17 protein-coding genes and 1 tRNA gene are annotated in these 19,105 nt (G+C 51.0%); 4 read left to right on the forward strand and 14 right to left on the reverse strand.

The genetic code is table 11. The features are described from left to right. Positions 1–384: 384 nt before the first annotated feature. The 11 genes from lysS to tilS form a co-directional block, all read right to left on the reverse strand. A complete protein-coding gene (lysS, locus tag ACFSDB_RS17385) occupies positions 385–1,869 on the reverse strand; it encodes a lysine--tRNA ligase (protein WP_204893733.1) in 1,485 nt (494 codons plus the stop codon). 294 nt (positions 1,870–2,163) lie between these two features. Then, entirely contained in the window at positions 2,164–2,652 is a 489-nt protein-coding gene (folK, locus tag ACFSDB_RS17390) for a 2-amino-4-hydroxy-6-hydroxymethyldihydropteridine diphosphokinase (protein ID WP_204893734.1), read from the reverse strand. Further along, a complete protein-coding gene (gene folB / locus ACFSDB_RS17395; protein ID WP_204893735.1) occupies positions 2,649–3,014 on the reverse strand; it encodes a dihydroneopterin aldolase in 366 nt (121 codons plus the stop codon). Before folB ends, folK begins: the two co-directional genes overlap by 4 nt. Beyond that, complete coding sequence (folP, locus tag ACFSDB_RS17400) at positions 3,014–3,820, reverse strand: dihydropteroate synthase (protein ID WP_204893736.1); 807 nt, start codon at positions 3,818–3,820, stop codon at positions 3,014–3,016. Before folP ends, folB begins: the two co-directional genes overlap by 1 nt. A 125-nt stretch (positions 3,821–3,945) precedes the next feature. Beyond that, the gene (gene cysK / locus ACFSDB_RS17405; protein ID WP_204893737.1) at positions 3,946–4,884 is read right to left on the reverse strand and encodes a cysteine synthase A; all 939 of its coding nucleotides are present in this window, start codon (positions 4,882–4,884) and stop codon (positions 3,946–3,948) included. A 129-nt stretch (positions 4,885–5,013) separates the two neighbouring features. After that, a complete protein-coding gene (locus ACFSDB_RS17410; RefSeq protein WP_204893738.1) occupies positions 5,014–5,958 on the reverse strand; it encodes a peptidyl-prolyl cis-trans isomerase in 945 nt (314 codons plus the stop codon). Then, the gene (gene hslO / locus ACFSDB_RS17415) at positions 5,942–6,823 is read right to left on the reverse strand and encodes an Hsp33 family molecular chaperone HslO (protein WP_204893739.1); all 882 of its coding nucleotides are present in this window, start codon (positions 6,821–6,823) and stop codon (positions 5,942–5,944) included. The genes ACFSDB_RS17410 and hslO overlap by 17 nt, the downstream gene beginning before the upstream one ends. A gap of 16 nt (positions 6,824–6,839) precedes the next feature. Next, positions 6,840–7,607, reverse strand: coding sequence for a type III pantothenate kinase (locus ACFSDB_RS17420; RefSeq protein WP_204893740.1), 768 nt, complete (start codon positions 7,605–7,607; stop codon positions 6,840–6,842). Positions 7,608–7,746: 139 nt separating this feature from the next. Beyond that, a complete protein-coding gene (gene ftsH / locus ACFSDB_RS17425; protein WP_204893741.1) occupies positions 7,747–9,759 on the reverse strand; it encodes an ATP-dependent zinc metalloprotease FtsH in 2,013 nt (670 codons plus the stop codon). A gap of 120 nt (positions 9,760–9,879) precedes the next feature. After that, positions 9,880–10,431 (reverse strand): hypoxanthine phosphoribosyltransferase, encoded by a 552-nt coding sequence (gene hpt / locus ACFSDB_RS17430; protein WP_204893742.1) that lies wholly within the window; start codon positions 10,429–10,431, stop codon positions 9,880–9,882. A gap of 32 nt (positions 10,432–10,463) precedes the next feature. Next, the gene (gene tilS, locus ACFSDB_RS17435) at positions 10,464–11,855 is read right to left on the reverse strand and encodes a tRNA lysidine(34) synthetase TilS (RefSeq protein ID WP_204893743.1); all 1,392 of its coding nucleotides are present in this window, start codon (positions 11,853–11,855) and stop codon (positions 10,464–10,466) included. Between the two features lie 96 nt (positions 11,856–11,951). Here tilS and ACFSDB_RS17440 point away from each other — a divergent pair. Further along, positions 11,952–12,025: transfer RNA gene (locus tag ACFSDB_RS17440), tRNA-Met, on the forward strand. A 45-nt stretch (positions 12,026–12,070) separates the two neighbouring features. Here the strand turns inward: ACFSDB_RS17440 and ACFSDB_RS17445 are convergent. The 3 genes from ACFSDB_RS17445 to ACFSDB_RS17455 form a co-directional block, all read right to left on the reverse strand. Further along, positions 12,071–12,532, reverse strand: coding sequence for a DinB family protein (locus ACFSDB_RS17445; protein WP_204893744.1), 462 nt, complete (start codon positions 12,530–12,532; stop codon positions 12,071–12,073). 117 nt (positions 12,533–12,649) lie between these two features. Beyond that, a complete protein-coding gene (locus ACFSDB_RS17450) occupies positions 12,650–13,081 on the reverse strand; it encodes a S1 domain-containing RNA-binding protein (protein WP_204893745.1) in 432 nt (143 codons plus the stop codon). 131 nt (positions 13,082–13,212) lie between these two features. Further along, a complete protein-coding gene (locus tag ACFSDB_RS17455; RefSeq protein ID WP_204893746.1) occupies positions 13,213–13,635 on the reverse strand; it encodes an FtsB family cell division protein in 423 nt (140 codons plus the stop codon). Positions 13,636–13,917: 282 nt separating this feature from the next. Here ACFSDB_RS17455 and ACFSDB_RS17460 point away from each other — a divergent pair, with 282 nt between their 5' ends. From ACFSDB_RS17460 to argF, 3 genes are read left to right on the forward strand one after another with little or no spacing between them, the layout of a single operon-like run. Continuing rightward, positions 13,918–14,988, forward strand: a complete 1,071-nt coding sequence (locus ACFSDB_RS17460; protein ID WP_204893747.1) for a carbamoyl phosphate synthase small subunit — start codon at positions 13,918–13,920, stop codon at positions 14,986–14,988. Beyond that, positions 14,981–18,070, forward strand: a complete 3,090-nt coding sequence (gene carB, locus ACFSDB_RS17465; protein WP_204893748.1) for a carbamoyl-phosphate synthase (glutamine-hydrolyzing) large subunit — start codon at positions 14,981–14,983, stop codon at positions 18,068–18,070. Before ACFSDB_RS17460 ends, carB begins: the two co-directional genes overlap by 8 nt. Beyond that, entirely contained in the window at positions 18,067–19,023 is a 957-nt protein-coding gene (argF, locus tag ACFSDB_RS17470; RefSeq protein ID WP_204893749.1) for an ornithine carbamoyltransferase, read from the forward strand. The genes carB and argF overlap by 4 nt, the downstream gene beginning before the upstream one ends. The last annotated feature ends 82 nt before the right edge of the window (positions 19,024–19,105 follow it).

Consider the following 19,105-nt stretch of genomic DNA (forward strand, 5'->3'; position numbering starts at 1 on the left):
CGCCGTCCCGAAAGACGCGCGGCTCGCTTTGATCTGCGTGAGCTGATCAGTAAGTTTGCTCCGATCGCCTTGCGGCGACCCTCACAGAAATTTGTTTCGGCGTCGGAACGCCTCAACAATTTTTGTTGACGTTTTGCTGTTCAGTTTTCAAGGTTCATGTTGTATGCCGTTTTCTTACGGCGACTTTTCAATATTATCAGCTTCTCAGGAAGAAGTCAACAACAAAGTCCATCTTTTATTTCACTCTTTTTAGTCGCTAAAAACACGACATCAATTATTATAGCACCGGCTCTTAATCAACGCAAGCACTTTTTTGAAATTAAAACGGCTCAAAGCAAAATAGCTTTGAGCCGTGCATTTTACTAGCAACTTCCATCCGGTAAATTAGTCGCGCGGACGCATTTGCGGGAACAAAAGTACATCCCTAATAGAAGCGGAGTTGGTCAACAGCATGACTAGACGGTCAATCCCGATCCCTAGTCCTCCAGTTGGCGGCATTCCATATTCCAAAGCTTCGATGAAATCATCATCCATTTCATGTGCCTCATCGTTTCCTTCAGCTTTCTCAACCAGCTGCGCTTCAAAACGCTCACGCTGATCGATCGGATCGTTCAACTCCGTGAATGCATTGGCATGCTCACGTCTTACAATGAACAACTCGAAACGGTCAGTAAAGCGCTCGTCCTCCGGATTCTTTTTAGCAAGCGGAGAAATTTCAACCGGGTGTCCGAAGACAAAAGTCGGCTGAACAAGTTCTTCTTCCACTTTTTGCTCAAAGAATTCATTTAAGATGTGGCCGACTTCCATGGTTGGCTTCACTTCAATATTGTGTTCTTTCGCTAGAGCGTGAGCTTCTTCTTTCGTCATCTGCTGCCAGAAGTCTACACCTGTGTATTCTTTTACGGCATCCGCCATATGGAGACGTCTCCAACCAGGAGCCAAATTAATCTCATCTTCTCCGTATTGAACAGTCGTAGTTCCAAGAACTTCTTGAGCAATATGGGCAATCAGATTTTCAGTTAGCGCCATAACATCGTTGTAATCAGCGTAGGCTTCATAAAGTTCCAGCATTGTGAATTCCGGATTGTGCCGCGTTGACACCCCTTCGTTCCGGAATACTCGTCCAATTTCATAAACTTTTTCTAAGCCCCCGACAATAAGGCGCTTCAAATGCAATTCAATCGCAATCCGAATAAACATTTCCATGTCCAAGGCATTGTGATAAGTGATGAACGGACGTGCTGTAGCTCCCCCGGCAATTGAATGGAGCATCGGTGTTTCGACTTCTAAAAATCCTTCGTTATCCAGATACCGGCGCATCGACTGGATAATGCGGCTGCGCAGGATGAATGTCTCTTTGCTTGTTTCGCTCGTGATCAGATCCAGGTAGCGCTGGCGATAGCGTTGTTCAATATCTTTCAACCCGTGGAATTTTTCCGGCAGCGGACGAAGTGCTTTTGTTAAGAAAACCACTTCTTTCGCTTTAACCGAAAGTTCTCCAACGTTTGTTTTGAAAACTGTTCCTTTTACGCCGACGATATCACCCAGGTCGACTGTATTGAAAAACTCGTAAGCTTCGTCGCCGATCGCATCTTTGCGGACGTAAATCTGGATTTGGCCTTTCAAATCTTGCACATGTGCGAATCCAGCTTTCCCTTTTCCGCGCTTTGTCATAATCCGGCCCGCGATTACAACTTCTTGCGGGTTGGCTTCAAGGTCCTCTTTTGAAAGTTCGCTGAACTCGTTTATAATTTCTTCCGAAAGATGAGTGCGTTCAAAACGCGAACCGAATGGATCCATTCCGTTATCACGGAAGGTTTGCATTTTTTGGCGTCTCACCAATATTTGATCATTTAACTCTTCTGACATGTCCTACACTCCTTTGTCTTTAAAAACCACGCTCATTCGTGTATTTCTCTATTGTACACAATTTCTATTCGTTAGCCATATAAAAAAGCTGCCACAAAATCAAGGCAGCCCGGATATCGAAATTAAACCGCATTGTCTGCAGCTTTACGTTCTTCCAGTTCTTGTGACAGCCCATGACGGACAACTGCTCGAAACCTTCTGTCCCGCCGGTCCTGTTGCCTGCATTTTCCGCTCTTTATCATTCCCGGGATAACTTGCTTGCCCGGATATTTTTATTTAGCTACAGCTGCAAGCCTACTTTTCGTCCACGAACGCTTCGGCTCCACTATAGGTTTTCCATAACCGGACGCCTTGTTCCGGCGGCTCGGGCATATTCTCAAGCGCCGGATTCACTTCCAAGAGCGGGATGAGGACGAACGCCCGTTCATGCATTCGGGGATGCGGAACGGTCAACCTTTCCGATTCCACGTTGTCCCGATTATAAATCAAAATATCAAGGTCTATTGTCCGCGGGCCCCATCGGACGAGCCGCTCCCGGTTCAATTTCCGTTCAATCTCCTGGCAGATATCTAAAAGTTCAAGCGCCGGAAGAGGCGTCTCGAGGCGGACCACCATATTAAGGAACGGCTCTTGGTCTGTAAAGCCGACCGGATCGGTTTCATAGAGGGAGGAAATTGCCATCACTTCCACAGAAGGATGCTCCATCAATAGGCGGACTGCCGTCTTCAGCATATCGAGCCGGTTGCCCATGTTCGAGCCGAGTGACAGATAGCTTTCATTCATGAAAATTCTCCCCGCGTCAATTCAATGGCTACCGATTTGTAATGGCCGGGTATCGGCGGGTCCGGCTTGATCATCAGCACCCGGATCCCTTTCACCAATTGGAATTCCGATAAAAGGCGGGAAGCGACTTCTTCAGCCACGGCTTCCACCAATTTTTTCGGTTCGCCTTCAACGACGGAACGGCACACTTGGTATACTTCCCCATAATTTACAGTATGCGCGAGGTCATCGGTTTCTCCGGCTTTTTGCAAATCCACCGCGAGCGTGACCGTCAAACGGAAACGTTGGCCGAGTTTTGTTTCTTCCGGAAAAACACCGTGGTAGCCGTAAAACTCTATATCGTTCACATGAATATAATCCATCAATCTGCCTCCTCATATTGTACTTTCCCTGTCAGCACGTCCATCATCTTGACCGTCCGGCTTGTTTCTTTGACGTCGTGCACCCGGACGATCTGGCATCCACGGTCGACCCCGAAGCATACAGTGGCCAAGGAACCCTCAAGACGCTCTGAAACAGGCAGGTTAAGCACTTTTCCAACTAAGGATTTGCGGGAAGCGCCGAGCAGCACCGGATAACCCAGTTCTACAAATTCTTTAAAATGCTGCATCATTTCGATATTGTGGGCAGTCGTTTTGCCGAACCCGATGCCCGGATCCAGCCAGATGCGCTCTTTAGGGACCCCGGCCGTCAGTGCAATTCTTATGCTTTCATCCATATCTTCCTGCACTTCTTTCCAGAAGTCATTGTATGACGTATCGTTACGGTTGTGCATTAATATAATTGGCACATCCCATTTCGCTGCGACCTTGGCAATAGCGGGTTCGTATTTAGCACCCCAGATATCATTGATGATATGAGCCCCTGCCGCAACCGCCGCTTCCGCAACTGCCGCTTTATAGGTATCAATGGAAATTAATGCATCGGTCTCTTCCGCCAAAGCTTTGATGACCGGCACCACGCGGGAAATTTCCTCTTCATCCGAAATCATCGTATAGCCCGGACGCGTCGATTCGCCGCCTACGTCGATGATATCAGCTCCATCAGCAATCATTTTTTTCGCCTGCGCCAGCGCTTGGTCCACAGTGGTATATTTTCCGCCGTCCGAGAAAGAATCCGGCGTCACATTCAGTATGCCCATTACCCATGTTTTCTTGTTGATGTCCATTTATGCATGCTCCTATCCGTTCGGTTTATTGCCCGGGAAATAATGTTTGTCCTTATCTTAACGCGAATGGTGTTTTTTCCGCCACAATAAAAGAGCATGCACGCAGCATACTCTTTTAGGTCGGTTTAATTTTCTTCGAATTGGTAAAGCGGTGTGCTCAAGTAGCGCTCTCCGTTGGAAGGGATGATGGCCAGCACTTTCTTGCCTTTGCCAAGGCGTTTTGCAACTTCCAAGGCAGCGTAGATAGCCGCCCCTGAAGAAACGCCTCCAAGGATGCCTTCTTCGCGTGCCGCTCTTCGGGCTGTTTCGTAAGACTGGTCATTCGTCACCTGGATGATTTCGTCATAGATTTTCGTATCCAGCACTTCTGGCACGAAACCGGCGCCAATGCCCTGGATTTTATGCGGGCCCGGCTTGCCTCCGGAAAGCACCGGCGAATCGGTCGGCTCGACCGCTACCAAGTGGATGTTCGGGTAATGTTCCTTCAATACTTGCCCTGCCCCGGTAATGGTACCGCCTGTCCCGATGCCGGAAATGAAAGCATCCAGTTGTTCGCCCATCGTTTCAACGATTTCAGGCCCTGTCGTCAATCGGTGGATTTCCGGATTGGCAGCGTTCTTGAACTGCTGCGGCATAAACCAGCCGTTTTCTGCAGCCAATTTTTCAGCTGTCTTGATGGCGCCGTTCGGACCGTTCATCCCGTCCGGCCCTGGCGTCAGAACCAGCTCGGCTCCATATGCGCGGAGCAGGTTGCGCCGCTCCATGCTCATGGTCTCCGGCATGACCAGCACAGATTTATAGCCTTTGGCAGCAGCGATCATCGCCAGCCCAATACCGGTGTTGCCGCTTGTCGGCTCAATGATGGTGTCGCCTTCTTTTAGATTGCCCTCTTTTTCAGCCGCTTCGACCATTGCCAAGGCAATCCGGTCTTTCACGCTGCTCCCCGGATTGAAATATTCCAATTTCAAATATACTTCTGCGTCTTCGGGACCTGTCAGCCGGTTCAATTTCACAATTGGTGTCTGGCCTATCAATTCAGTAACGGAATTTCCAATACGCGCCATTTTCAACACTCCTAATCCCTAGTGATTTTATCTACATTAATCTTTCCTCATCGTATCAATCTTATTGGAACCATGTCAACGATATGAATTCAAAATAAAAAGACATTTCCAAGAGGAAACGTCTTTTTATTATTTTCCATAGAACCATTCAGCGTCGAATTCCTGCCAAAACGCTTCAGGCGTAACCGATTGCGGCAATTGTTCGAGCGCCAGTTCACGGCCAATATGCGCTTGGACTTCTTTGAATGTGAATGTTTGGCCTTCTGCTTTCTCGCTGACCGAAACGATGGCAAGACGGCCATCTTTCATCTGCAGCGGTTCTGACCACGTACCTTCTTTGAGGGAAGCTGCCGCTTCAGCAATTGCCGGCTCCACGGAAGGCTGGCCAGGTGAAATGTAGCCGATATCGCCGCCTAGGCTGCCAGAAGCGGTGTCGATGGAACGTTCTCTCGCCAATGCTTCAAACGAGGAACCATTTTCCAGTTCCTTAACCGTTTCTTCCGCCTCTTTTCGGGATCCCACTACGATCATGCGTGTGCGGTAAGCGTCTTCCACGTCATACAAAGAGCGGTTTTCTTCATAGAAGGCTTCAACTTCAGCATCTTCCACAACAATGTCTTTTGTCAGCACTTTTTCCAGGATCAACTGGGCCTCCACTTGCTTCCGAAGGCTTTCGGTGTCTTCAGCAAACAGCGAGCCGTCCGTGCCATCCTGCGCTGTCCGCAGCATCGCTATTTCCAGATCGATTTCTTTATCGGTTACCTTAATTTCATATTCTTTTGCTGCTGTAGCCATCACTTTTTGATTGACCAATCCGAGCAGCGTGTCGCGACCATGCTGATCTTCCATTGCAGCCATCCATTCTTCGCGGGTGATGGCGTCGCCCTGGACGGAAGCGACTTCTTCATTGCCGCCTGAGCCGTTCGGAACAAGCCAGGCGATAAACCACAGCAAATTCCCGATGAACAAGAGTAGCAAGAGGGCCAGTAATGGCCCGGTTTTCAGTTTTCTTCTCGGTCGCCCTGCTTTCGCCGGTGAAGGGACAGGGCGCCGCGGGTCACGCGTGTAGCTCATCGATCAATGCTTCCAACTCTTCTTTTGAATAATGATACGTTTCCAAGCAGAAATGGCATTGCGCTTCTGCCATCCCCTGCTCATCGATCATGTCGCGGATTTCTTTTTCCCCAAGGCCCAAAATTCCTTCTGCAAAACGTTCTTTCGAGCAATTGCATTCAAACTTCACCGGCATTTTGTCCAAAATCTGTACATTCCCTTTACCAAGAACTTCTTCCAGAACTTCCTCAGGCGATAAGCCGCGCTGGATCATCGTTGACACGGGTTCGATGCTTCCAAGCTGCTTCTCGATTTTCGTGATTGTTTCTTCGTCGGTATCCGGCATCAGCTGGATAATAAAGCCCCCGGCGGCAAGGATCGAGTTGTCGGTATCGACCAGTACACCAAGGCCGACAGAAGAAGGCACTTGTTCCGAGACAGCAAAATAATAAGTCAGGTCTTCTGCAATTTCCCCGGAGACGATCGGGCTTTGTCCCGTGAAATTTTCCTTCATCCCTAAATCTTTTACAATCGACAGCATGCCCGTTGTCCCTACTGCCCCTTTGACGTTCAGTTTGCCTTTGATATCCGAGTCGACTTGCGTCTGCGGATTGGTGACATAGCCGCGGACACGTCCGTCGGCATCGCTGTCCACCAGAATTGCGCCGATCGGGCCGCCGCCTTCAATCTTCAATGTCACTTTGTTGTCGCCTTTCAGCATTGCCCCCAGCATAACGCCGCCAGTCATGGCGCGTCCGAGTGCAGCTGAAGCTGTCGGCCAGGTCCCGTGGCGGCGCTGCGCCTCAGCTACAGTATCCGTCGCATCAACTGCAAAGGCACGGACGTTGCCGCCAAACCCCAAGCCGCGTACTAAATAATCTCCCACATTGATCGTCCCTTTCTTACGCTTGATTGCGTTTGTATATTAAGTAAAGCCCTTTGAGCGTCAAAAACGGGTCCACATGGTCCACTGCCGAAGACTCAGCAGCAATCAAGGAAGCCATTCCGCCGGTTGCAATGACCGTCGGCACCCCTTTGCTCTGCGCTTTCATCCGGGCAATGATGCCTTCCGCTTGCCCCACATAACCGTAGACGATGCCGGATTGCATGGCTGAAACCGTATTTTTTCCGACCACGCTTGGCGGGCGGGCGATTTCGATGCGCGGCAGTTTGGATGCACGGTCATAGAGCGCTTCCGTAGAAATACCGATGCCCGGTGCAATCGCTCCGCCCATATATTGCTCGCGCTCATCGATATAGCAATAGGTAGTCGCCGTGCCGAAATCCACAATGATGAGCGGAGCCCCGTATTCATGGATGGCAGCCACCGCATTGACGATCCGGTCCGCTCCGACCTCGCGGGGATTGTCATACTTGATGTTCAGGCCGGTTTTGACGCCCGGACCGACTATTTGCGGCTTGATGCGAAAGTATTTCTGGCACATGCGCTCAAGCGCAAACATGATCGGCGGAACAACAGAGGACATGATAATCCCATCAATCGCTTGGAATCCCAAACCGACATCGTTCAGCAGCATTTTGATCTGCATGCCGAATTCATCCTCGGTCTTATGGCGGTCCGTCTCCAGCCGCCAGTGGTGGAGTAGGCGCTCGCTCCCGTAAACGCCCAGGACAATATTCGTGTTGCCGACATCCATAACTAAGATCATACATAAACCCTCTCTTATGAGCATTTTTCCAACACATCATACCATATTCTCAGAGAAATTAGAAAAGGGCCAGAAACCGGACAATAAAAAAACCAACCGGCCGTTCCGGGAAGGAAAGGCCAATTGGCATGAATACAGCTTATTTGCGGTCTTCCTGGATCGGGCCAGTAGCCTCGCCAGTCCGGCCTTCTTTCGGCAAATCGCCGGCTGATGGGTCGTTCGGCGCTCCGATTGCATCAGGAGTCTCGTCTTTTTTCTCTAGATCGACAGCGTCTTTTTCAAAATCGCCGTTCAATGCTTCGTAAGATCGTTCAGGCAATGTTCCATGATCTTTCAAATGAAGGATCTGGCCAGCATCCAACGTTTCCACTTCAAGCAACGTCGTTGCGATCAATGTCAGAAGATCTTTCTTTTCAGTAAGAATCTCTTTTGTGCGCAAGTACTGCTCTTTGATGATGCGCTGAATTTCCTGATCGATTTCAAAAGCGATCGCATCCGAGTAATTCTGGTCTGAGTTGAAGTCGCGGCCAAGGAATACATTTCCGCCTTGCCCCTGTCCGAATTGGATCGGTCCGATCTTATCGCTCATTCCGTACTCAGTCACCATGCTTCGTGCAATAGCTGTCGCACGCTGGAAGTCGTTGTGGGCGCCTGTTGAAACTTCGCCGAACACAAGATCTTCTGCCACACGTCCGCCAAGCAAGCCTGAAATCTTATCAAGCAATTCCGGCTTCGTCATGAAGTAACGGTCTTCTTTCGGAAGCATGACAGCATAGCCGCCTGCTTGTCCGCGAGGGACAATCGTTACTTTATGGACCGTTTCCGCATCATCCAGCATCAAGCCGACTACTGTATGGCCCGCTTCGTGGAAAGCGACAATGTTGCGCTCTTTTTTCGAGATGACGCGGTTCTTCTTAGCTGGGCCCGCAATAACACGGTCTGTCGCTTCGTCGATATCGGACATGTCGATTTTGAGTTTATTGCGGCGTGCTGCCACCAAGGCTGCTTCGTTCAGTAAGTTTTCAAGATCCGCTCCTGAGAATCCAGGGGTGCGCTGGGCAATCGCCTTAAGGTCGACTGTCGGCTCAAGCGGCTTGTTGCGTGCGTGCACGCGCAATACTTCTTCGCGTCCTTTGACATCCGGACGGCCTACTGTAATCTGGCGGTCAAAACGGCCAGGACGCAGAAGGGCTGGATCCAGAATGTCCGGACGGTTTGTTGCAGCGATGATGATGACGCCTTCGTTCGCGCCGAAACCATCCATTTCAACAAGCAATTGGTTCAATGTCTGTTCGCGCTCATCGTGTCCGCCGCCGAGGCCTGCGCCACGCTGGCGTCCAACCGCATCGATTTCATCGATGAAAATGATACACGGAGAATTTTTCTTGGCATTTTCGAAAAGGTCGCGTACGCGGGATGCCCCGACGCCGACAAACATCTCAACGAAATCCGATCCACTGATCGAGAAGAACGGTACGCCTGCTTCACCGGCAACTGCACGGGCCAGCAAAGTTTTACCGGTACCCGGAGGTCCGACTAGCAAAATCCCTTTTGGAATGCGGGCACCAATGTCCGCAAAACGGCGAGGGTCTTTCAGGAAGTCGACCACTTCGACAAGTTCCTGCTTTTCTTCGTCTGCTCCAGCAACATCGTTGAAGCGGACTTTATGTTTCTGGTCATCATACAGCTTCGCTTTACTTTTGCCGAAGTTCATCACACGGCCGCCTCCGCCGCCTTGTGACTGGTTAAGCAAGAAGAAGAAGAGGATGAAGATGATGATGAAGGGAATGATGCCTGTGAAGAATTGAACCCATCCGCTCGTCTGGGGTGCTTTCATGAAATTGAACTGCACGCCTTCCTGGGATTTCGCAACTTCATCAATCTGCGTCAAAAGCGCTTCGTTTTCAAGCGGGATGTTCGTGACGAACGACTCGCCTTCGTCATAGCCGTCCAACGTCCCTGTCACTTCGTAAACGCTAGCGTTCGGCTGGATGGTGACTTCATCGATCGTCCCATTTTCCAGCGCATCCAAAAATTCGTCGTATCCTATATTTTTTGTCGGTTGGCCACTATTGTTGAAAGTACCCAAAATACCGATAATAACTAGGAAGATCAGTAAGTAAAATATGGTGTACCGAAATATTCGATTCATCCCAAGCCTCCTCATAATGTTTCCCAAAACTATACTAAATACTAACATACGAGCTTTTGCGCATACAACGAAAAGCCCTTAGGTCCGTGGGTGAATTAGCAGTCTGTGAACGACTTTTGACTATTCTTGATCTTCACTATAAACAGAAGGCTTTAAAATTCCAATATATGGCAAGTTGCGGTATTTTTCAGCATAATCCAATCCGTATCCGACAACAAATGCATCCGGCACTTCAAATCCGATGTAATCCGCTTTCAAATCCACTTTCCGGCCAGTTGGCTTGTCCAACAGGGTAACGATTTTGATTGAATTAGCTTTACGGTATTTGAACAGGTCCACCAAATAGCTGAGCGTCAATCCGCTGTCAATGATATCTTCGATGATCAAAAGGTCGCGGCCTTCCACGCTGGCATTCAAATCCTTGATGATTTTTACTTCCCCTGAAGAAACCGTGGCATTGCCGTAGCTTGAAACGTCCATGAAATCCATTTCGATATAGCCGTCAATGCGCTTCATCAAATCGCCCATGAATGGCATTGCGCCTTTTAGTACGCCGATCGCCAACGGGTATTTGTCCTGGTAGTCGCGCGTCAGGATTTCTCCGAGTTCACGCGCTTTCTCTTGCAGTTTTTCTTCAGTGATCAATACTTCTTCAATGTCTTTTTGTAGCATGGTGGACCTCCTAATAATCCGCATTTTGCAATCTATACACGTTGTTCCAATAAAATCCAGTCATCTTCCGCTCGCTTTCGGCGGCTGAAGAAACTGGAAGGGCGCAGCCCGGGAATCAGGACCACTTCATCCGTTTCCGCTGCAATGACCGGCCAATCGTCCCTTTCAGGAGCCGGCACTTTTTCATCAATCATCAAGCGCGCCACTTTTTTCGGCTGGTCCATTCCTTTCAGCCGGATGCGGTCGCCCGGCTTGCGGTTCCTTATGACCAGCCTGCCTTCAGCAGGCGCAGAAAAATACCAAAACACTGCATCATCAGTTTGTGGAACTTCAGTTAGAGGAACGGCTTTATACCGAAAACCTTTCACTTTCTTCGACCATTCTTGCGAAATGACCGCTGTCTCCGCGTGCACAGGGGATTTTTCCGTTTCGCGGAAAAACCGTACCGTGTCGTACTCACGGATCATCCTATAATTTTGCGGCAAATGCAGATGGACAGTTCCTTCCGGATGCAGCAACACTTCCTGCACTTTTTCGGCCAACTGCCTTGTAATCGACACGTGCTGCCCATTATATAGATAGTTTAATAGTATTAGAACCATTCTTTTTTGTAAAGCAAGTGCTTCCCGCCTGAAACTTTCTGCCGATATCCGGATTCCATTTCCTTCCTGAATCACCATTCCGGCGATTTTCTCCGCAGCGAGGGCTTCGATAAAGCGCCGGTCCTGCTGGATTTCATCGGCAAAAGCTGCAAATTGTTCGGCAGCCGCGGAATTTTCCTCTTTCATTAGCGGAATGATGGACTGGCGGATGCGGTTCCGGGTGTAGACCGTTTCTGCATTGCTGGAGTCTTCCCGGTGGACGATGCCGTGCCGTGCTGCATAATCGGCAATGTCCGTTTTGCAGACCCCCAATTGGGGGCGGACCAGCTCCCCTTTGCCGAACCGGCGCCTGGCCGGCATGCCGACCGCCCCGGATCCCAGCGATCCCCGAAGACCGGACATCAGGAGCGTCTCCAATTGGTCATCTGCATGATGGGCCGTAGCGACTTTTTCTGCTCCGGTTTTTTCCATCACTTCTTCAAAATAGGCATAGCGTTCGTTGCGGCAGATTTGCTGCTTGTTGCCGCCGGCTGCTTGCCAGAGGTCAGGGATGGGGATGTCCCGGCTAGAGCAAGGGATCTGCCAACTGCGGCACGTTTCTTCCGTGAACAGCCGGTCTGCCACGGACTCTTCTCCCCGCAGCATATGATTGACATGGACAGCTTCCACTGCAATGCCGTATTGAATTTCATGCGCTTTCAAATAATGCAGCAGCACGAGCGAATCGATCCCGCCTGAACATCCGAGCAGGACCCGGTCACCCGTTTGCAAAAGCGGCTGCTTTTTCAGGTAGGCCGCCATTTTTGCTTCGTAGTTTCCCATGGGGCATCCTCCTTCTGACTGGCGGTTTTATTTTTTCCGAATTCCATTGACACCTTGCGGGTTCGGTAGTATTATAGAAAATGTTCGTTTGAACAAGGCGGCGTAGCTCAGCTGGCTAGAGCGTACGGTTCATACCCGTAAGGTCGGGGGTTCGATCCCCTCTGCCGCCATCATTGTGACCAAAAGCAGCATCCTATCCGGGATGCTGCTTTTTTTTATGGCAAAAAATCGTCGATCTGCTGTCGGTGATGTGTGTCATGGCCGAGCAGGCTGCCTAAATAATCTTCCGCAGTTGTCGCTCGCTCCCCTATGTAAAATCGGGCTTTCCATTCCTTGGGAGAGAAGGCTTCGACCGCTTTTCGCAGCAATGCCCGCTCGCGCTGTGCGTAGGAAACGACTTCCTCAAATTCCAGGGAAACGGCTTTCGCGGCGGCAGCTTCGTTGAACCGGCCAACGTCCGGAGCTCCTTCGAGCCGGGCGCTTTCTATCATGCCGGGAAGCCGCTGCTCCCGGATATACCGGTCCCATTCTGCCAGATGCATGACAATTTCAGCGACCGACCACTTTCCTTCTGCTATCGGGGCATGCACATCTTCCACTGAACGGCAGGAAACCGCCAAAGCGGATAAATACTGTTCATATTCCTTATAAGCTTTTACCACTTCGCCTTTTTCCAAGCCGTTCACCCCTCGGCAGATGATAAAAAAAACGCTCCCCAAATGCGAGAAGCGTTTCAATTTCAATTGTTAAGCTGTATTGAAGCATTTTCCTATGCTATTAAAACAGCTAGCAAGTTAGCCTCTTTTTGCACCGCGGCCGCCACGCTTCGATTCTGTAGCACGTTTCAATGAAGTCATGTTCTCTTCACTTTCCTTCAAGAATTTCGCCATTTTTGTTTCAAAGTTTTCTTTTGGTGCGCGGTCAAACGAGCGGTTGCCGCTTGGACGTGGGCGCTGCGGGCGTTCTGGACGCTGCGGTGCACCTTCCGGCTGCGGTTTCGCTTTGCGGATAGACAGACCGATTTTGCCGTCTGCTTCCACGTTCATCACTTTGACTTCCACCATTTCGCCGACTTTAAGATGGTCGTTGATGTCCTTGACGTAGTTGTCTGCGACTTCACTGATATGCACGAGGCCTGTTGCACCAGTCGGTAGCTGAACGAATGCTCCGAAATTTGTAATACCTGTTACTTTACCTTCTAACTTGCTGCCTACTTCAATCGACATAAAAAAAATGCTCCTCCTTAAAAATTAAGATGACCGCTCTCTGGGCCAAAAAACTCGTTATTGCGGGGTTTTCCCCTAGCGATAAGTATAACACTTTTTATTATAATCAGCAAAAAAAGAGTGTCAACCGACTACTCTTTTTCTGCTGCTTTTTCTTTATTTTCCCCTTCTTCTTTCGGAAGCGTGAAAATGATTTCGCCTTCATCTGATAGGAAGTATTCTTTGCGCGCCAATTTTGCTATGTACTCTTCATCGTTCAATAGCATGATCTGCTCTTGGAGCTGCGCCTGTTCTTTTTCGACTTGCTCGAGGGCCGCGAGCGACTCTGCACGCGCCTGTTCTTTCTCTGCAATGGTCTGCGACTGGTTATATACCGTTATCCCGATCCAGACGCTCGCCATCAACACCAGCAGCCCGAAAACTGTCAACCGTCTGAACAGCCGGACTTTATGTGCCTGCTGGCGCTTTTCCTGCCGTTCCACCGAGCGGACGTAGTCATTTCGAATTGAAGTGACTTCGCTAGTCGCCGCTGACTTATCTTTCTTCAAACCCATGACTTTCCCTCCTTCCACTCACTTTGATGCCATTATACACGATATTCTTAAAATTTTATAAGATTTTTTTACAATTCTTTGCCAACTTTCTTGTTTTGTTGGTAAAAACCGAATATTTCATTCGTGTAAATTAATAAAAATACTATTGACTTAATTTTTATGCACACTATACTAATAGATACTATATAGAATTCTTTAATTCCATTGAGTTTTATTGAAATTCAAATTTTCTGCACTAATAAATATGCATTAAATGTGAATAAATTAGAAGGAGGCGGAAATATGGCGGGAATGCTGTCATTAGCAAATGGAGATTCTTTTAAAGGGCGTTGGCACGGGGGAACTGCACCGGCGCATGGCGAAATCGTCTTTTTCACCGGCATGACGGGTTATGAGGAAGTGTTAACCGATCCCTCTTATAAAGGGCAGATCGTTGTTTTTTCTTATCCGTTGATCGGGCAGTACGGCGTCAGAGCGGCGCATGTCCAATCTGACAACATCCAGGCGGCAGGCATTGTAGTCGCCGAGCTCTACGATGGACCGGTCCGCAAAGGCGCACAGACATTGGCCCAATTTGCAAAAAGCGCAGATGTGCCTGTGTTGAGCGGCATCGATACCCGCTCCCTGATTCAGGCAATCCGTGAATCAGGCACCATGCAGGCAAGAATGGCCGAGGCCTCCACTCCGCCGGTTCACTTGCCGCCGGCAACAAACGATTTCTTCACAGGCCAACGTGAAGAGTCCGCTATTGCAACATATGGCGAAGGCGCGCTCCATATCGGCTTGATCGACTTCCATTACAAATCTTCCATCTTATCGGAATTGCTGAAGCGGGAGTGCAGAGTCAGCGTTATTCCCCACACCTTGTCTTCTGAGCAATTGGACGCCCTGCAGCTCGACGGCTTGCTTTTTTCAAACGGCCCGGGAGATCCGGCCGCTTTGGCTCAATGGTTCGGGGTCTACCGCGATTGGGCGGAACGTTATCCGTCATTCGGCATTTGCCTGGGCCACCAGGTGCTCGCTTCCGCATTCGGCGCCAAGACAGCCAAATTGCCATTCGGGCACCGCGGAGCGAATCATCCGGTCGTCAATTTGAAGACCCGCCGCGTTTCCATGAGTTCGCAGAACCACAGCTATGTAGTCGAAGCGGGGAGCATCGACGCCACCCCGCTCACTGTCCTTTATCAAAATGTCAATGACGGCAGCATCGAAGGGCTTTGCCACCCGGAGCTGCCGATCATGACCGTGCAATTCCATCCGGAAGCCGCACCCGGCCCGGCGGACCATTTGGAGTTGTTCAGCCATTTCCTGGCTGCAGCACTCGAGAAAAAGAAGGTGAAAATCTATGCCTAAACAGCAAAACATCCAAAAAGTACTGGTCATCGGCTCCGGCGCGATTGTCATCGGCCAAGCTGCAGAATTCGACTATTCCGGCACCCAGGCCTGCCTGGCATTGAAGGAAGAAGGCATCCAGGTTGTCCTTGTCAACAACAATCCGGCAACGATCATGACAGACAAATCGGTTTCCGATACCGTTTATTTTGAACCGCTCACACTTGAAAGCCTCGTGGCGATCATCGAAAAGGAGCGCCCTGACGGCCTGCTGGCAACCGTAGGCGGTCAGACCGGCCTGAATTTGGCGATGGCGCTGTCGGATGCGGGCATCCTTGATAAATTCGGCATCAAGCTCCTTGGAACGAATATCGCATCGATCAAACAAGCAGAAGACCGCGAACAATTCCGGGCCTTGATGAACGAACTCGGCGAACCGGTGCCGCAAAGCGAAATCGTCTATTCCATCGAAAGTGCACTCGACTTCGCAGCGCTTGCAGGCTACCCGCTGATCGTCCGTCCGGCCTACACGCTTGGCGGCTTCGGAGGCGGCATCGCCCAAGACGAAACAGCTTACGTCTCGCTTGTCGCACAAGGCCTCAGCGCGAGCCCGATCAAGCAATGCCTCGTCGAGAAAAGCATCGCCGGCTACAAGGAAATCGAATACGAAGTGATGCGTGATGCTGCCGGCACCTGCATCACCGTCTGCAATATGGAAAATATGGATCCGGTCGGCGTCCATACCGGCGACTCGATCGTTGTCGCCCCGAGCCAGACGATGGACGACCGGGAGTACCATCTGCTGCGCACCGCTTCGATCAACATCATCGAAGCGCTCGGCATCATCGGCGCTTGCAATGTCCAGTTCGCCCTCCATCCGGAAACATCAGCTTATTATCTCATTGAAGTGAACCCGCGCGTCAGCCGCTCCTCGGCGCTCGCATCCAAAGCGACCGGCTATCCGATTGCGAAAATCGCGGCGAAGCTTGCCATCGGCTATCTCCTCGCCGAATTGAAAAATCCGGTGACCGGCACAACATTCGCCAGCTTTGAGCCGGCACTCGATTATGCCGTTGTGAAAATTCCGCGCTGGCCGTTCGACCAGTTCCAGGATGCAAACCGCCTGCTCGGCACCCAAATGAAAGCGACCGGCGAAGTAATGGCGATTGAACGAAGCATGGAAGCCGCTTTCCAAAAAGCGGTCCGCTCACTCGATATCCCGCTCGACGGCTTCCGCCTTCCGGCACTTTCCGGAATGCCGACAGCCGAATTGGAAAAGATGGCGGCAGAAGCGGACGACCGCCGGCTGTTTGTGCTTTTCGAATTGCTGGTTCAAGGGAAAAGCATCAGCGACTTGCATGAACTGACTGCCATCACACCCTATTTCCTTTATGTGCTGAAGCGTATCGTCAACGAATGGCAGGAACTCCAGTCCTTGTCCTGGCAGAGCATGACGCATGAACGCCTGCTGCAGGCGAAGACGCTCGGCTTCAGCGACCAGCAGCTGGCAGTGCTATGGGATGTCCCGGCCTCTGAAATCTGGGGACAGCGCAAGAGCTGGAATCTGCTGCCCGCTTACCGCGTCATCGATACATGCGCGGCAGAATTCCGTTCGCAGACGAATTATTATTATTCCACTTGGAACGGCGATTCGGATGTGCGGTCGGCAAGCCGCAAGAAAGTGGCCGTGATCGGTTCCGGGCCGATCCGCATCGGCCAGGGCATCGAGTTCGACTATTGCTGCGTGCACAGCGTCATGGCGCTCCAGAAGCTCGGCTATGAAGCGGTGATGATCAACAACAATCCCGAAACGGTCAGCACGGACTACGAAATTGCCGATGCCCTCTATTTTGAGCCGATGACAGCTGAAGACATCTTGAATGTGCTCGATTTCGAAGGCATTACGGATGTCATCGTCCAGTTCGGAGGCCAGACGTCGCTCAATGTCGCAGCAGCGCTTGAAGAGGCCGGCATCACCGTCCTCGGCTCGACCGCTGACCTGCTCGACCAGATGGAAGACCGCGACCGGTTTTATTCATTCTTGGAGTCGATCGGCCTATCGGCAATTCCAAGCTTTACAGCCGGAAGCCCTGAAGAAGTGGCGCCATTGGCCGAGAAGCTTGGCTACCCGGTCCTGCTGCGCCCCTCTTATGTCATCGGCGGCAAAGGAATGGACGTGCTGCACAATGCGCAGGAACTGGAAAACTGGCTTGCGCAGACCGACGCCATATTCCCAGTGCTCGTCGACCATTTCATCACCGGCAAAGAAGTGGAAGCGGATATTCTGACCGACGGCGAAAACGTCTGGGTCTCGGCGATTTTCGAGCACATTGAAGGAACTGGCGTCCATTCAGGCGACAGCATTTCCATCACACCCCCCGTTTCCCTGACAGCGGCGGAACTGGACGATGTGGCGGCAACTGCCAAGCACATCGCCCGCCATATGGAATACACGGGCTTGTTCAACATCCAATTTGTCTACGAGGACGGCCGGTTGTATGTCATGGAAATCAATCCGCGGGCATCGCGCACAGCGCCGATCAGCTCGAAAGTGACGGACGTGCCGCTTGTGCAGCTGGCAACGGCACTCATGCTCGGCACTCCTTACAGTGAACTTGGCATCGATGGCCTGTACAATGGACAGCCCGAATACACCGTCAAAGCGCCGGTATTTTCACATATCAAGCTGCCTGGCTTGTCTCCCGTCCTGTCGCCTGAAATGATGTCGACCGGCGAAGTGATCGGCCAAAGCTCTGATGCCGCGATCGCAATGCAAAAAGCCTTGATCGGCGCTTCCCAGCAATTGGCCCGGTTGGACGGCGGAACGATTTTCATTACCGAAGCCTCCTTGCCGCTGATCGATCCTGAATTCTGGCGGTCCCACGGCTTTGCTTTCCATACAGAAAGAACGCTGCCTTTCGCAGAATGGCTGAAAACGGATTCCAAGAAAATCTATATAGATTTGATGCCGGACCCGGACAAGCTCCAGGCGTCACAGGCTGCCATCCACCGGCTGCACGTATGGACGCGCGCTGAAACCGTCAACGCTTTTGAAGAGCCAGTGAAATTCATTACAAACCAAAAAGGAGTGCTTGCGAAATGACCACGACGTTGCCGTATGCCCCGCAAATTGCCCAATCCCATTTACTGTCGCTGAAAGATTACAGCTCTTCGGAGATTCTGGACTTGCTGTCCTTGGCGGCTGAGTTGAAAAAACCGGAGAACAAGCACTTGCCGCTGCTTCAGGGAAAAGTGCTCGGCATGATCTTCGAGAAGTCTTCGACCCGCACACGTGTGTCGTTTGAAGCCGGCATGCTCCAGCTCGGCGGCCATGCGATGTACTTGAGCACGCGCGATATCCAGATGGGCCGCGGCGAAACCATCGCCGATACCGCCCAGGTGCTGTCAGGCTACCTCGATGGCATCATGATCCGCACGTTCCATCAAGCGACGGTCGAAGAGCTTGCCCTCCATAGCAGCGTGCCGGTTATCAACGGATTGACCGATGACTTCCACCCTTGCCAGGTACTGGCGGATCTGCTGACGATCCAGGAGCATTTCGGCACGTTCGCGGGCAAGAAGATGGCGTATATCGGCGATGCCAATAACATGTCGAACTCCTTGATGATCGGCGCAGCGAAAGTCGGAATGGACATCACCATCGCCTGCCCGGCGAAATACGCACCGAAACCGGAGATGATGGAACTCGCGAAAAGCATTGCCGTCCATACCGGCGCCAACATTCACGTTACTGCAGACCCGGTGGAAGCCGTTTCCGGCTGCGACGTCATTTACACCGATGTCTGGGCGAGCATGGGGCAGGAAGCGGAAGCGCTCGAACGCATGGAGCATTTCAAAGGCTTCCAGGTCAATGAAGGACTTGTGCAGCACGCCCATCCGAATTACATTTTCATGCACTGCCTGCCGGCCCACCGCGAAGAAGAAGTGACGACCGGCATTCTTGAAGGGCCGAATTCGGTGGTGTTTCAGGAAGCGGAAAACCGCTTGCATGCGCAAAAAGCGCTGCTCGTCGCCTTGATGGGAAACAAAAGCTGAATTGGCGTTCTATAATTCTTTATTCCGATTTCTGCTTCTTTAAAGGTTTTGCGGGATTCGCCATGCAACCAAACAAAAAGCT

Source organism: Planococcus chinensis, assembly GCF_042681545.1.
Classification (GTDB): Bacteria; Bacillota; Bacilli; order Bacillales_A; family Planococcaceae; genus Planococcus; species Planococcus chinensis.

Excerpts from the sequence above, each read along its gene's own strand:
- folP (WP_204893736.1), bottom strand. The coding sequence starts at position 3,820 with ATGGACATCAACAAGAAAACATGGGTAATGGGCATACTGAATGTGACG.
- ACFSDB_RS17460 (WP_204893747.1), top strand. The coding sequence starts at position 13,918 with ATGGCGGGAATGCTGTCATTAGCAAATGGAGATTCTTTTAAAGGGCGT.
- folK (WP_204893734.1), bottom strand. The coding sequence starts at position 2,652 with ATGAATGAAAGCTATCTGTCACTCGGCTCGAACATGGGCAACCGGCTC.
- lysS (WP_204893733.1), bottom strand. The coding sequence starts at position 1,869 with ATGTCAGAAGAGTTAAATGATCAAATATTGGTGAGACGCCAAAAAATG.
- argF (WP_204893749.1), top strand. The coding sequence starts at position 18,067 with ATGACCACGACGTTGCCGTATGCCCCGCAAATTGCCCAATCCCATTTA.
- cysK (WP_204893737.1), bottom strand. The coding sequence starts at position 4,884 with ATGGCGCGTATTGGAAATTCCGTTACTGAATTGATAGGCCAGACACCA.
- ACFSDB_RS17410 (WP_204893738.1), bottom strand. The coding sequence starts at position 5,958 with ATGAGCTACACGCGTGACCCGCGGCGCCCTGTCCCTTCACCGGCGAAA.
- carB (WP_204893748.1), top strand. The coding sequence starts at position 14,981 with ATGCCTAAACAGCAAAACATCCAAAAAGTACTGGTCATCGGCTCCGGC.
- folB (WP_204893735.1), bottom strand. The coding sequence starts at position 3,014 with ATGGATTATATTCATGTGAACGATATAGAGTTTTACGGCTACCACGGT.
- ACFSDB_RS17450 (WP_204893745.1), bottom strand. The coding sequence starts at position 13,081 with ATGTCGATTGAAGTAGGCAGCAAGTTAGAAGGTAAAGTAACAGGTATT.
- ACFSDB_RS17420 (WP_204893740.1), bottom strand. The coding sequence starts at position 7,607 with ATGATCTTAGTTATGGATGTCGGCAACACGAATATTGTCCTGGGCGTT.
- hpt (WP_204893742.1), bottom strand. The coding sequence starts at position 10,431 with ATGCTACAAAAAGACATTGAAGAAGTATTGATCACTGAAGAAAAACTG.
- ACFSDB_RS17455 (WP_204893746.1), bottom strand. The coding sequence starts at position 13,635 with ATGGGTTTGAAGAAAGATAAGTCAGCGGCGACTAGCGAAGTCACTTCA.
- ftsH (WP_204893741.1), bottom strand. The coding sequence starts at position 9,759 with ATGAATCGAATATTTCGGTACACCATATTTTACTTACTGATCTTCCTA.
- tilS (WP_204893743.1), bottom strand. The coding sequence starts at position 11,855 with ATGGGAAACTACGAAGCAAAAATGGCGGCCTACCTGAAAAAGCAGCCG.